Here is a 14,594-nt window from a genome sequence, read left to right on the forward strand (position 1 = left end):
AGAGGTTATGCGCACATTCCTATGGGCGGCGGGGGCGAGCACGCTCGCGTACATTGTGCCAGTTCAGGCCCAAACGCAGCAGCCATCGAGCACCCCCGAGGCCGCGTCCGCTGCACAAGATGCACAAGCAAGCCAGGTTGCCGATCAGCAGACCGACGAGATCATCGTCAGCGCGTCGCGCATTGATCGCAGTGGCTTCGTCGCGCCAAGCCCGACTCTGGTGGTCGGTGCAGACACCTTGAAGACGCGCGCTGCCGTCAACGTGGCCGACGTCATCAACGAGCTTCCCGCCTTTCGCCGTACCCAGTCGCCAGAAGCCGGCGGTATCGGCAACTCAGGGGCCAACAATATCGATCTGCGAGGCCTGAGCCCGGTGCGCACGCTGGTCCTGCTCGACAGGATGCGATTGCCGGCAGTCAATCTGCCCGGCGCCACCGTCGCGGGCGCAACCGACCTCAACCTGATCCCGGCGGCACTGATCGGCCGCGTCGATGTGGTCACCGGCGGCGCCTCGGCCGCTTATGGTTCAGACGCGGTGGCTGGCGTGGTCAACCTCCAGCTCGATACGCGGCTGGAAGGGTTCAAGGCGACGCTGCAATGGGGCCAGACCCGCTATGGCGATGCCACCGACAAGTTCGTGTCGCTTGCCAAGGGCACCAGCTTCGCCGGCGGACGCGGACACTTTGTGATCGGCGGCGAGTACAACAAGAACGACGGCACCGGCACCTTCAACGACCAGCGCGCCTGGGGCCGTTCGGCGACCACCAGCGTCGCCTTTGGCGCGGGCCGGGCGGCAGGCACGCCAGCCAACTTCATTGGCAGCGGCATCTATTACGGAACGCTGACCACAGGCGGCCTGATCACGCCCACTGTGGCAAGCAATCCCGCGGGACTGCGAAACCTGCAGTTCGTCGCCGGCCCGAATGGCACCGTGACGGCGACGCCGTTCAACGCCGGGCAGTTCCAGGGGCAGATCGGTACCCGCATGATCGGTGGCTCGAACGTCCTGCCGGTGGAGGTGCTGCGACCGAAGACGGAGCGCTATAACCTCGTCGCGCACGCCGATTTCCAGATCACCGACCATATTCAGCTCTGGGCACGCGGCCTCTATTCCGACGTCGACACCAAGAACCTGAGCGCGGAAATTCGCGCCGCGACCGGCGGCACTACCAGCTTCCTGACGATCAGCCGCAACAATCCCTATCTGCAGGCGGCACTCACTCCGGCGCAACTCGCCCAGATCCCCGCCAACGGGTCGTTGTCGATCGGCTATCTCGGGTATGATTTCGGTCCACCGAAGATGGACATCCGCAGCAAGACGATCGTCGGCCAAGCCGGTCTGAAGGGAGATCTCGGCGATGGCTGGCGATGGGACGTGAGCGCGCAGGCGAGCCGGAACACCAGCACTCAGGCGCAGAGCAACACTGCGATCACTGCGAATTTCCGCAACGCTATCGACGCGGTGGTGCTCAACGGCCAGACGGTGTGCAACAGCGCCGCCGCGCGCGCGGCGGGTTGTCAGCCAATCAACATCCTCGGCAAGGCGAGCTATTCGCCGGAGGCCTATGCCTATGCATTCGGCACCTCCACAGCCAAGGCTGTCACCACGCTGGTGGAGGCGTCCGCCAACATCAACGGAGAGCCATTCTCCACCTGGGCGGGGCCTGTGTCCATCGGAGCCGGTGTGGAGTTTCGTCGCGAAACCTTCCGTACCGACGTCGACGCACTTAGCCAGGCCGGTGCGTTCATGGCCCGCACGCCGCGCAACTTCCCTCAGGTGGGGCAATCGGTGAAGGAAGCCTATCTCGAGACGATCGTGCCGCTGCTGCGCAAGGACTGGGGCATCGGCTCGCTCGATTTCAACGGCGCGATCCGGCGCACCGACTATAGCGTTTCCGGCGCGGTCACCACCTGGAAGACCGGCCTGGTCTGGAAGCCGATCCCCGACCTCCTCCTGCGCGGGACGCTGTCGCGCGACATCCGCGCGCCTAGCCTGCCCGAGCTCTATACCGCCGCGGTCCTGACCGTACCGAAGCCGCTCTATGCCGATCTCCGCCCGGCCTTCGCTGGCAAGCCTTCGTACACCTATGATTCGATCACCGGCGGCAATGTTGGCCTGAAGCCCGAAGTATCGAATACCTTCAGCGTCGGCGCGGTGCTCAACCCGCGCTTCGCGCACCGGCTGCAGCTTTCGGTCGATTACTACAGGATCAAGATCCGAGATGCGATCGGCGCGACGGGTGCCGCCACGGCGCTTACTAACTGCCTTGGCACCGGCACCGCCGATCTAACCAATCCGTTTTGCGGCCTGATCACCTTTGCCAACAATGATCCGGTGAACGGCGCAGTGCTCTCCGTCCTGTCGCAGAACGCGAACTTTGCCGAGTTCAAGACGCGCGGGATCGACATCGCTGCCTCCTATGTCCAGCCGCTCGACGAGATCATCGCCAACGCCCCGGGCCGCCTGACCTTTGGCGCACAGGCGACGCGGGCGCTGGAGTTCCGCTCGACCTTCGACGTTTCGCTGCTGTTCCCCACCGGCATCAATCGCGCAGGACAGACCGGTTCCTTCTTCGGCGGCACCAGCGGTGTGCCCGATTGGGCAGTGAACGCGAATGTTGGTTATCGCGACAAGAAGTTCGGCGCCAACGTTCAGTATCGCTGGATCAGCCGCGGCCACTTCAACAACGGCTTCATCGGGCCCGACGACCCCAGCTACAGCCCGACTCTGGTCAACAGCATCAACAACAACATCGTGCCGGCGCGCGGATATGTGAACCTCAATCTCAGCTACAATTTGGCAAGCGAGGCTAAGCCGATCGAGCTCTACGGCACCATCAACAACCTGTTCGATCAGGATCCGCCGCTGCCGGCGATCGGCAACAACGCCTATTACGATCTGCTTGGCCGTAGCTACCGGATCGGCATTCGGCTTCAGTTCTAAGCTCCTTGCCTGGGGGCGACCGATCCGGTCGCCCCATCTTTGCGACGCTTTGCTCGACATTTTGGGGAGTACGGAACTGTGAAGACTCTTCTGAACACTTGCCGCGCTGCACTTGCGCTCGCGCTGCTGCCATTCGCGCTCACGCCAGGGGCGGCGGTTGCGCAGTCCCAGCCCGCCAGCAAGCCGGTGCCGCAGATGCGCAGCCGCATGCTTACTACGCTGACCGGCTGGGAAGTGAGCGAATATCTCAAGCGCAACGACGTGATCTTCGTACCCGTTGGTCCCGTGGAACAGAACGGCGGCGCGCCGACCGACGTGGAATATGTCATCCCGCTCGCGTACGCGCAGGAACTCGCCGCGAAGGGCGATGGGCTGGTGATGCCCTATCTCGCCTATTTCTATCCAGGCGGCACCACCACCAGCCCGGCGACGGTCTATGTCTCCACGTCGGACAGCCTCCCGTATCTGAAGGCGCTGACCCGCTCGCTGATCCGCCAGGGCTTCCGGCGCATCGTGTTCCTCTCGTCGCACGGCCCTTCGGGCAACACGCTGCTGCCGCTGGTCCGCGAAACATTCGACGAATATCACGTGCCGGTGCTCTGGATGGACACCGGCATGGTCCGCGCGTTCAAGCCCGGCGAAGGCCGCCCTGGTTTCGGCGACGGCCCCGCCAATGGCCGGCAGCTCGTCACCTTCGGCGCCTATGAACTCGTCGGGCGGCTGAACGACATTCCCACCGGGTTGAGCCAGCCCAAGCACAACATCGCGCACGACCCGAGCAACCTTTCGCGGATCGTGCCGCCGTTCAACGGCACACCGGCAGGCAGCTTCTACGCCGATCCAGTTGAGCATGGCGGCTGGGTGGAGAATGTGACGCCCGAGCAACGCGCGCAATGGGGCAGGGAAGGTGCCGCGATGATCAAGGCGCAGGTCGACTCTTTCGATGTGAAAGGCATGCTGGAAGCTTTGCGCAAGCGAGACCAATTCACGAAGGAGCTGGAAAAGAAATATGGCAGTCTGCTTCCCTCTGCGGCACGCTGATATCACGAACATTGAATGAATGGCGGCCAGGGTGCGCCGGATGGAGAGAGAAATCGGTATGGTACAGCGTTCCGCGATCGCATCTGTCCTGCTGTGTTCCGCTATGACGCTGTTCGCACCGCAAATCTGGGCGCAGGCCCCGATGGTGAAGCCGACAAGGACGACTACGAGCAGCGATCCGCGCGTCGTGCTCGATCTCTCCCAAGGCTGGCGCTTCCATTTTGGTGACAGCGACGACGCGCCTGCCGCCGCCGGCTTCGACGATGCGGCATGGCAGCCGGTGGCCGTGCCGCACACCTGGAACAGGGTCGGTAGCTATACGCTCGCACGCGCCGCCGATGCCGACATGCGCCAGGGCAAGGGCTGGTATCGCCGTAGCTTCGCCGTCCCGGCGGCGCTCAGCGGTCGGCGGCTGTTCCTGGAGTTTGACGGTGTTTCGAAGGTCGCGGACATCTGGGTGAACGGCCGGCATGTCGGGAGCCATGCCGGCGCGTTTGGGCGGTTTCGCCTGGATGTGACCGCTTTCGTTCGGCCTGGCGCAAATATCCTCGCCGTGCGCGCCGACAACAGCGCCTCCGCGCCCGGCAGCAGTACCGAGCATGTGATCCCGCTTGGCGGGGATTTCTTCGTGCAAGGCGGGATCTATCGCGGCGTGCGGCTGCTGGCGGTCGACACGGCACATATCGATCTCGGCGACCATGGCGGCCCGGGCGTATATCTGCGCACGCCCCGCATCTCGCCAGCAAGCGCAGAGGTCGCAGCGAAGACGTTGTTGCGCAACCTTGGCACCCGGCGTCGCGCACTGACGCTGGTGACGACCATTGAAGACGCCAGCGGCAAGATTGCGGCCACCGATCGCGCGGCCGTAACGCTCGCCCCGGGGCAAGCATCGTCGGTCGAGCGCAGCCTCACCGTGTCCAAGCCGCATCTCTGGCAGGGCCGAGCCGATCCCTATCTCTACCGCGTCGTCAGCGAGCTGCGCGAGGGTACGCGCGTGATCGACCGGCAGGTCCAGTCCCTCGGCATCCGCAGCTTCGTCTTCGATCCCAATCGCGGGCTCGTGCTCAACGGCAAGGTCACGCCGCTGCATGGCGTGTCGCGGCATCAGGACGTACAAGGCAAGGGCTGGGCTCTGACGCCCGAGGACCATGCCAGCGACATGGCCTTCGCGCTGGAGATTGGCGCGAACACCATCCGTCATGCCCATTACCAGCACGCCCAGGAATGGTCCGACGCGGCCGACAAGGCCGGGATGGTGGTGTGGGCCGAACTGCCCTTCGTCCAAGAAGCCAATGTCGAGCCGAGCCAGGCTCCGGCCGCCGCCACGGTCGCCAATGCCGAGGAACAGCTGCGCGAGTTGATCCGGCAGAACTACAACCATCCCTCGATTCTGCTCTGGTCGGTCGGCAACGAGGCCGATATCGGCGCCGCGATCGATGCCGCGCGCAAGGGCGGCGGCGGGCCGGCCCAGTCAGGCGCGATGTTGAAGCAGCTTGACACGCTGGCCCGCGCTGAGGATCCGAGCCGTCCGACCGTCTATGCCGATTGCTGCGAGGATACGCCCTCGATGCTGTCGATGAAGGGCGCGCCGAGCCTCAACGGCATCACCCAGGTGATGGGCGTGAATCGCTATTTCGGCTGGTATTACGGCGCGCTCGACGGCGTGGGGCCAGCACTCGACGCGCTGCATGCCAGGCATCCGGATTTGCCGATCGCGCTCAGCGAATATGGCGCCGGCGGCGCCATGACTCAGCATAGCGATAATCCATTGGGCGGGCCGGTTGCAGCATATGGCCGCCCGCAGCCGGAAGAATATCAAAGCCTCGTCATCGAGGAGAATTGGAAACAAATCCGCGCCCGCCCCTATCTGGCGGCGAGCTGGCTTTGGAACCTGTTCGACTTCGCGACGACAACGCGCAACGAGGGTGACGCGACCGACATCAACACCAAGGGGCTGGTCTCCTATGATCGCAAGACGCGCAAGGACGCCTTCTACTTCCTAAAGGCCAGCTGGACGGACACGCCGACGCTGCATCTGAACAGCCGACGCTATGTCGATCGCGCCTATTCCGTGGTCGACGTGCGCGCCTATTCCAATGCCGACCGCGTTTCGCTGACGGTGAACGGGAAGCCGGTGGGGGAGGTCGCTTGCCCCGATCACATCTGTTCCTGGCACCGCGTGGCGCTGACACCCGGGCCCAACCATGTAGTCGCCACCGCGACGATCGGCGGCAAGCAGATCAGCGATGCGCTCGACTGGAACGCGCCTGATCCCCGGAAGGGCGTGTTTATCGATGTCGGCGCCATTGCCGGCAGCGTGATGGGCGGCGACCGCTATGGCTCGGACAACTTCTTCCGCGGCGGCACGGCCAAGGTCCTGTCCGGCCGCAACCCGATGGCGCCGCCCCCCAAGGTGGAAGGCACGGATATGCCGGCATTGTTCGGCAGCTATCGTGAGGGGGCTTTCGCCTATGACGTGCCGCTGCCGGACGGGAACTGGACGGTGACGATCGCCACCTTCGAGCCGGACGCGGCGAAGGAGGCCACGCGCAGCTTCCAGGTGCTGGCAAATGGCCAGTCCGTGATCGAGCGGCTTGCGCCGAAGGAAGCGGGTGGCGGCGCGAACAAGGCAGTCTTCCGCAGCTTCACGGCGCGAAGCAGCGGGGGGCACATGGTCTTGGAATTCAAGCCGGTCGGGGGTGACGCCCTGGTAGCTGGCATCAGCATCCGACCGAGTTGATCGACAGCGTTGGGGGCGGCCGAACCGAACTTAAACACCCCACGCTGAGGAACGAGCGATGTCGATATTTGCGTCGGGTGATTGTTTGAGGCACCGCCAAAACCAGCAGGCTGAGGAGATATTCGCAACGCGAAGCGGTGCCGGGGCCCAGGCCCGGTCGCCGTCGCGTCGCCGCTTCGTGCAATATTCCTGGACGATTTGGCTAAGCTGTTTTCCGCCAGCGCTTCGTTTCGAAGCTTCTCGTGCCGCTGCTCCAGAGCGGGGTCCTTCTTGCCCTCGGCGAGGATCTGCCGCGCCTGATCGCGCCGCGTACGCGCGTCACGCAGGCTTACGTCTGGGTAGGAGCCGAAGCTGAGCTTTCTTCGAAGCCGTGGCGTTTGAATTTCATCCGCCACAGGCGGGAGCCGGAGGGCGACACGATCAGGAACAGGCCCAGCGCGTCATACATTTCTTAGGCTCTTTCGCGGGTCTTGGCCCTGCGAATTGCAATGTCTGTCAAAGCCATGGTTCTGCCTTTCGCTGCGAGGGGCCTCCGATATGGGCCCTCGGGCCAAATTTAGGCCCGAAATCTTCGAAAACAGGCCCCACTCGCGCTTGCACTTTCATGGGATGGGACGAGCGATCACGAGCCGGACGACCCGAAAATACCGCAGATTTGCGCGGTTTACAAAGCTCTGTTGGATTTCTTGGGATCGGAAATTGGAGCGGGTAGCGGGAATCGAACCCGCGTATTCAGCTTGGAAGGCTGCTGCACTACCATTGTGCTATACCCGCCCGCTCTCCAGCGCTGCTGCCACAAGCGCGGGCGCCCGGTCAACCGCTTGCGTGATGTCTGGTTCCCTTACGGCGTATCGGGCGTACGCGGTTTAGGCCCTTGCGGCGTCGCGTCGAGCTGGGCGTCGCCGCCCAATGCGCGATAGAGATTGACCCGATTGGTCGCCGCCGTCAGCTGAATCGCCACCAGGCTACGCTGGGCGGTGTATAGCGAGCGCTGCGCGATCAGGCTCGCGAGGAAAGTGTCGATACCGCCGCGATAGCGGGCGTTGGCCAGCCGGTAGGCGTCGGCTGCTGCATCGGTTTCGATCTGCGTCGCGCGTAGCTGCGCGTCGATCGTGCCGCGCTGGGCAAGCGCGTTGGCAACGTCGCGGAAGGCGCTCTGGATCGCGCGTTCGTAGCTGGCGAGTGCGGCCTGTTGCTGCGCCTCGCTGAGTGCGACATTGGCGCGGCCGGCGCCGGCGCGGAAGATGGGGTAGCTGGCCGTGCCGCCCGCCTGCCAGTTGAACGCATTGCTGTCGAACAGGCTGGAAAGCGCGTTGCTGGCAAAACCGAGCACCGTCGTCAGCGTAATGCGCGGGAACAGCGCGGCGCGCGCGGCGCCGATCTGGGCATTGGCGGCGCGCAGCTGATATTCGGCCTGCACCACGTCCGGGCGGCGCAGCAGGATGCCCGAATCGAGCCCGGCCGGCAGGGCGCCGATCGTCGGCATGGCCTGTTCGATCGAGGCGGGAAGCAGCGCCGGGTCGATGTCCGCACCGACCAGCAGCCGCAGCGCATTGATGTCCTGCGCCACCGCCGTCTCATAGCGGCCGATATCGGCCTGCGCGGCCGCCAGCGTCTGTTCGGCCTGGCGCAGATCGGTACGCGGGGCGATGCCGCCCTGGAGCCGCGCGCGGGTGAGCCGCACGGATTCCTCGGCACTGCGCGCCGTGTCGCGCGCCACCTGCAGCAGGCTGGCGTCGGAGGCATAGTTGAGCCAGCCGGTCGCCACATCGCCGACCAGCGTCAGCCGGGTTGCGCGGGCGCCGGCGACGGTCGCGAAATAGCTGTTCTGCTGGGCGCTGGTGAGCGAAGCGAGGCGGCCGAACAGGTCGATTTCGAACCCGGTGATGCCAAGCTGCGGCGCATAGCTGGTGCGCGTGCCGGTGCCGCCGCCGGTGGTGCCCGGGCTCGCGGCGCTGCCACTCGCGCCCCCGGCTGTGCCACCCGTGGTGCTGAGGCCATGGCGCTCGGTAATGCCCAGGCTGGCATCGACTTCCGGGAACTGCGCCGCACGCTGGATGCGATATTGCGCCCGCGCTTGCGCGATATTGGCAGCGGCGATCCGCAAGTCGCGATTATTGGCCAGCGCGCTTTCGATCAGCGTCTGGAGCCGCTGGTCCTTGAAGATGTCGCGCCAGTTGACGGCGGGCAGGGCCGCCTCGCTCTCGCGCAGATAGGCGTCGCCGACCGGCCAGGAGGCGGGGACGGGCGCCGCCGGCCGCACGTACTTCGGCGCCATCGAACAGCCGGTCAGCGCGGCGGTGCCCAGCAGGATCAGCGAACGCTTCATGCCTGGGCCTCCCCATGATGCCGGTGTTCGCGCAACGCCTTCATCCCGTCGCGCACGCCGCGACGGACGAGCACGAAGAACAGCGGGATGTAGAAGATGGCGAGGATCGTCGCCGTCAGCATGCCGCCGATCACCGAGGTGCCGATCGCGATGCGGCTGTTCGCGCCGGCGCCCGTGGAAATGGCCAGCGGCAGCACGCCGAACATGAAGGCCAGGCTGGTCATAAGGATCGGGCGAAGACGGATGCGCGCAGCCTCCAGCGCCGCATCGATCACGCGCTTGCCCTGTTTTTCGGCCTGTTCGGCAAACTCGATCATCAGGATCGCGTTCTTGGCGGCAAGGCCCATGGTCGTCAGCAGGCCGATCTGCAGATACACGTCGTTCTGCAGCCCGCGCAGCGTGACCGCGAAGATTGCGCCGACCAGCCCCAGCGGAATGACGAGCAGCACCGCGATCGGGATCGACCAGCTTTCATACAGCGCGGCAAGGCACAGGAAGACGACGAGCAGCGACACGCCATAGAGCAAGGGCGCCTGGCCCGAGGACAGCCGCTCCTGATAGGACAGTCCCGCCCAGGCGACGCTGGTCCCCGGAATCTGCGCTGCGAGCTCAAGCATCCGCTGCATCGCGTCGCCCGAGCTCTTGCCCGCCGCTGCCTGACCCTGGAATTCAAACGACTGGGTGCCGTTGAACCGGGCCATGGTAGTTGGCGCCGTCGCCCAGGCCGTGCTGGCAAAGGACGAGAAGGGGGCCATGTCGCCGTTGCTGCTGCGGACGAACCATTGCCCGAGGTCGCTTGGCTCCGATCGATAGGGCGCATCGCCCTGCACATAGACGCGCTTGACGCGGCCGCGGTCGATGAAGTCGTTGACATAGCGGCCGCCCCAGGCGGTCGATAGCGTCGAGTTCACGTCGGCCTGGCTGAGGCCCAGCGTCGCCAGCTTCTGCTGGTCGAGATCGACGCGCAGCGTCGACACGTCGGGCAGATCGGACAGGCGCACCTGCGCCAGGTCGGGATCGGCATTGGCCATGGCGAGCAGCTTGTCACGTGCCGCGACGAACTGGTCGCGCGGCATGCCGCTGACGTTCAACAGCTCCATGGTGAAGCCGGTCGACTGGCCCAGCCCGCGAATCGCCGGGGGCACCAGCGCGAAGACCTGCGCATCGCGGAAATTGCGGAAGGCGCCCGAAGCGCGGGCGATAATCGCATCGGCGCTGTTCTGCGCGCCCTTGCGGTCGGCCCAGTCGGCAAAATTCATAAAGCCCTGGCCGGTATTCTGGCCGCTGGCGCCCGAGCCGCCGCCGGCGACCGAGAACATCACCGAGACATTGTTCTTTTCGTGCGTCTGGAAATAGCGCTCGATCGCCGTCTGCACTTCCTGCGTCCGCGTCTGGGTGGCGCCAGCGGGCAGGCGGAACTGCACCTGCGCCGCGCCCTGGTCTTCGGTGGGCAGGAAGCCCGTCGACAGCCGGGAGAACATCACCACCAGCAGCACGCAGACCAGTGCGTAGAGCAGCAGGAACACCCATTTGCGGTCGACGACCGAACGGACGCCGGCGGTGTAGCGGGCAATGCCGCGTTCGAATCCGCGGTTGAAGCCGTCGCGGGCGCGGCCCAGCGTGCGGCCGAAGGCGGGGAAGCGGCGGTCCAGCCAGCCGGCTTCGGCCGTCCCGTCGTGATTCTTCTGCTTCAGCAGCGTCGCGGTGAGTGCCGGGCTCAGTACCAGCGCCACCAGCACCGAAAGCACCATCGCCGAGACGATAGTCACCGAGAACTGGCGATAGATCACGCCGGTCGAGCCGCCGAAGAACGCCATCGGCAGGAACACGGCCGACAGCACCAGTGCGATGGCGACCAGCGCGACCTGGATTTCGTCCATCGACTTGATGGTCGCCTCGCGCGGCGACATGCCGGGATTTTCCTCCATCAGGCGCTCGACATTCTCGACGACGACGATCGCGTCGTCGACCAGCAGGCCGATGGCGAGGACGAGGCCGAACAGTGTGAGCGTGTTGATCGAGAAGCCGAGCGCGTAGAACACACCGAACGTGCCGAGCAGCACCACCGGCACGGCGATGGCCGGCACCAGCGTCGCCCGCCAGCTCTGCAGGAACACGAACATCACGATGACGACGAGGACGATCGCTTCGAGCAGCGTCTTCACCACTTCGTCGATCGACAGCTTGATGAAGCCGGTCGTGTCGTTCGCATAGGCATATTTGAAGCCGGCCGGGAACGTCTTCGATGCGGCTTCGACCTGCGCCTTCACCAGTTCCGCCGTCTTGAGCGCGTCCGCACCCGGCGACAGCGAAATCGCCAGACCGGCGCCGGGATGGCCGTTCACGCGGCTGGCCGAATTGTAATTGTCCGAGCCAAGCTCGACGCGCGCGACATCGCGCAGCTTCACCGTTGCGCCGTTGGGCTGGGTCTTGACGATGATGTTGGCGAATTGCTCGGGCGTCTGCAGGCGCGACTGCGACGTCACCGTCGCATTGAGCATCTGGTCCTTGGGCATCGGCTGGCCGCCGAGTTCGCCGGCGGCGATTTCGGTATTCTGCGCCTGGACCGCGTTGATGATGTCATTGGGGATCAGGCCATAGCTGGCGAGCCTCGCGGGATTGAGCCAGATGCGCATCGCATAGGGCGCGCCGAACACATTGGTGTCGCCCACGCCCGGAATCCGCGACAGTGGATCCTGCAGGTTGGAGGCGAGCCAGTCGGACACGTCGAGATTGGTGCGCTGGTCGGTCTCGTCGTAGACGCCGACGATCATCAGGAAGTCGGGGTTCGATTTGGTGACGGTCAGGCCCTGTTGCTGCACCTGGGTGGGCAGGCGGGACAATGCCTGCTGCACCTTGTTCTGCACCTGGACCTGGGCGATGTCCGGATTGGTGCCTTTTTCGAACGTCGCCGTGATCGTCACCTGCCCGCGCGAGGTGGACGAGGAGCCGAAATAGAGCAGCCCGTCGATGCCGCTGAGCTGCTGCTCGATCACCTGCGTGACGCTGTTCTGCACCGTTTCTGCCGACGCGCCGGGGTAGGTCGCGCGGATGTTCACCTGCGGCGGGGCGATGTCAGGATATTGGGCGATGGGCAGCGAGAAAATCGCACCCAGGCCGACGAGCATCACGATGATCGCCAGCACCCAGGCGAAGATCGGGCGATCGATGAAGATACGCGACATGGCGGATCAGGCGCCCTTGGTCTTGGCGGCGCCCGGTGCCGCACCCTGGCCCTTTTTGGGCGGCTCGATGTTCTGGGGCGTGGTCGCGGGAACCGGCCGGATATCGGCGTCGGGCCGCAGGTTGGCGGTGCCCTGCACGATCACCTTGTCACCGGGCGCCAGCCCCTGCGTGATAACCCAGTTCTGCCCGATCGTGCGGTCGGCAACGACGGTGCGCGCCACTGCCTTGTTGCCCGGGCCGACCACATAAACGGTGGCATTGCCCTTGGGATCGCGCGAAACGCCCTGCTGCGGCACCAGATAGGCCTTGGTGTCGATCGCCTGCGCGAAAACGGCGCGGACGAACATGCCAGGCAGCAGGATGTTCTGCGGATTGGGAAAGCGCGCCCGGAGCGTGACCGTACCGGTGGTCTCGCTGACCATCACTTCCGAAAATTCGACGGTGCCGGCCTCGCCATAATCGCTGCCGTCCTCCAGCTTCAGGTGCACGGCGGCGCTGGCCGGGGCCATGCCGTTGCGGCTCAGCGCGCGGCGCAGCGCCAGCATGTCGGCGCTGGACTGCTGGATATCGACATAGACCGGGTCCAGCCGCTGGATGACGGCCAGCGGATCGGTCTGGTTGGTGGTGACCAGAGCGCCTTCGGTAACCAGCGAGCGACCGATCCGGCCGGTGATAGGGGCGGGCACCGTAGTGAAGCGCTGATTGATCCGGGCGGTCTGCAGCGCGGCACGATATTGCGCGACCTGCGCAGCCGCCTGGCGCGCGGCGGCGGTCGCGTCGGTATAATCCTGCTGGCTCACCGCCTCCATCTGCGCCAGCGGCTTGTAGCGTTCCGCCTTCAGCCGGGCCGCTTCCATGGTCGCCTGTGCGTTCTGCAGATTGGCCTCAGCCTGCGCGACCGCGGCGCGATAGAGGCTGGGGTCGATCTGGTAGAGCGTCTGGCCCTGATGGACGATGGCCCCTTCCTGGAAGAAGCGGCGCTGGACGATGCCGGCAACCTGCGGGCGCACTTCCGACGACTGGAACGCGGTCACGCGCCCGGCGAGCTCGGTCGTCACCGGCACGCTGGTCGGCTGCACGACGACATAGCCGACCTGCGGCGGGCCGGCTGGACCGCGTCCCTTCTTCTGGGCGTCGCCGCCGGCGCTGCAGGAGGACAGAATCAGGGCAGACGCCAACAGCATCGTACCCGATCGGCGAAAGCTGGTCGGTGCGTTCAAGTTCAGAACCCGCTAGTTGACACCTCCGAAGGTCGCCGGAGGTGCTGGCCGTTGCCAAACACGCCCATAGGGCATGTGGTTGCGATACCGCCACAAGAGAGTTGTCGCAAAATATCTCGGCCAGTGTGCGGATTCCCGTACAAGCTCCTTAAAAGGCGAAGCTTTCGCCGATCGTCCGCTCACCCAGCAGAAATGCATCCGCAACAAGTTGCAACGGACGGACATCAGCGTCGCTCTCACCCGCCGACACCAGTTCGGCGAATCTGGCATAGAGTCGGGCATATTCGCGGTCCGGCGCCTTTTGTTCGGCCTCGCCGGGGAACTGGACGATGCTGCCGCCCAGACCCAGCCGCAGCGTGCCGGCATCGGTGTCGATCTCGATGTCCCAGGTTTGCGGGCCGGTCTGCAAAAAGTCGAAATCGGCGGTAACGGGGGCGGTGCCGCACCGCATCTTCAGCGCAGCGCGCAGCGGCGAGGCGCGGCCGGCCGGCACTTCCATTGTCGCCGTTTCGAGCAGCAGCGCGTCGGGCAGGATGCGGGTGGCGATCGACAGGGCGTTGATGCCGGGATCGAACACGCCGAAGCCGCCCGCAGCCAGAATCCATTCCTGGCCCGGGTGCCAGCGGCGAATGTCCTCGCGCCAGGTAATCCGCACGGCGTCGATCCGCTTCCCCTTAAGCCACGCCTGGGCGGGCTCCACGCCAGCCGCCTCGCGCGAATGCCAGGTGGTGAACAGCGTGACGCCCTTTGCGCGGGCCCGTTCGGCGAGGTCGGCAATTTCGCTGAGCGTCGCGGCCGGCGGCTTTTCGAGCATGACATGCAGCCCCGCTTCGATGGCGGCACGTGCCTGCTCATACCGCCCGCCGGGTGGGGTGCACAGCGATACGGCGTCGAGCGCATGGCCGCCGGCGATCATCGATTCAATATCGGAATGGGCGGGAATGCCGTCCAGCTGGGCGTTGCGACTGGCCGTGGCGACAAGGTCGAACCGTCCGTCCGCCGCCAGCGCCGGCAAATGCTGGTCGCGTGCAATCTTCCCGATGCCCACGAGCCCAAGGCGAATCCGCTCCGGCATTCTACATCCTTCCTTTTATAAGATATATATGCTCTTTCTATTCACGCAGGGCGCCGGTA

7 protein-coding genes and 1 tRNA gene are annotated in these 14,594 nt (G+C 65.3%); 3 read left to right on the forward strand and 5 right to left on the reverse strand.

Annotated features, from left to right (window positions below; genetic code table 11):
* Positions 1 to 7 precede the first annotated feature (7 nt).
* The 3 genes from ACT53M_RS19155 to ACT53M_RS19165 all read left to right on the forward strand — a co-directional run bounded on the left by ACT53M_RS19155 (position 8) and on the right by ACT53M_RS19165 (position 6,725).
* Positions 8 to 2,944: a TonB-dependent receptor plug domain-containing protein gene (locus tag ACT53M_RS19155; protein ID WP_476235471.1), complete on the forward strand. Its 2,937-nt coding sequence runs from the start codon at positions 8 to 10 to the stop codon at positions 2,942 to 2,944.
* A 78-nt stretch (positions 2,945 to 3,022) separates the two neighbouring features.
* Positions 3,023 to 3,985, forward strand: coding sequence for a creatininase family protein (locus ACT53M_RS19160; RefSeq protein WP_476235472.1), 963 nt, complete (start codon positions 3,023 to 3,025; stop codon positions 3,983 to 3,985).
* Between the two features lie 58 nt (positions 3,986 to 4,043).
* The gene (locus ACT53M_RS19165) at positions 4,044 to 6,725 is read left to right on the forward strand and encodes a glycoside hydrolase family 2 TIM barrel-domain containing protein (RefSeq protein ID WP_476235473.1); all 2,682 of its coding nucleotides are present in this window, start codon (positions 4,044 to 4,046) and stop codon (positions 6,723 to 6,725) included.
* A gap of 700 nt (positions 6,726 to 7,425) precedes the next feature.
* Here the strand turns inward: ACT53M_RS19165 and ACT53M_RS19170 are convergent.
* The 5 genes from ACT53M_RS19170 to ACT53M_RS19190 form a co-directional block, all read right to left on the reverse strand.
* Positions 7,426 to 7,499 (reverse strand) — tRNA-Gly (locus tag ACT53M_RS19170).
* Positions 7,500 to 7,566: 67 nt separating this feature from the next.
* Positions 7,567 to 9,054, reverse strand: a complete 1,488-nt coding sequence (locus ACT53M_RS19175; protein ID WP_476235475.1) for an efflux transporter outer membrane subunit — start codon at positions 9,052 to 9,054, stop codon at positions 7,567 to 7,569.
* Positions 9,051 to 12,239 (reverse strand): efflux RND transporter permease subunit, encoded by a 3,189-nt coding sequence (locus ACT53M_RS19180; RefSeq protein WP_476235477.1) that lies wholly within the window; start codon positions 12,237 to 12,239, stop codon positions 9,051 to 9,053. The genes ACT53M_RS19175 and ACT53M_RS19180 overlap by 4 nt, the downstream gene beginning before the upstream one ends.
* 6 nt (positions 12,240 to 12,245) lie before the next feature.
* Positions 12,246 to 13,424, reverse strand: coding sequence for an efflux RND transporter periplasmic adaptor subunit (locus tag ACT53M_RS19185; protein ID WP_476235478.1), 1,179 nt, complete (start codon positions 13,422 to 13,424; stop codon positions 12,246 to 12,248).
* A gap of 184 nt (positions 13,425 to 13,608) precedes the next feature.
* A complete protein-coding gene (locus ACT53M_RS19190; protein ID WP_476235480.1) occupies positions 13,609 to 14,535 on the reverse strand; it encodes a Gfo/Idh/MocA family protein in 927 nt (308 codons plus the stop codon).
* Positions 14,536 to 14,594: the final 59 nt, after the last annotated feature.

The organism is Sphingomonas sp. DMC6, from assembly GCF_056314225.1.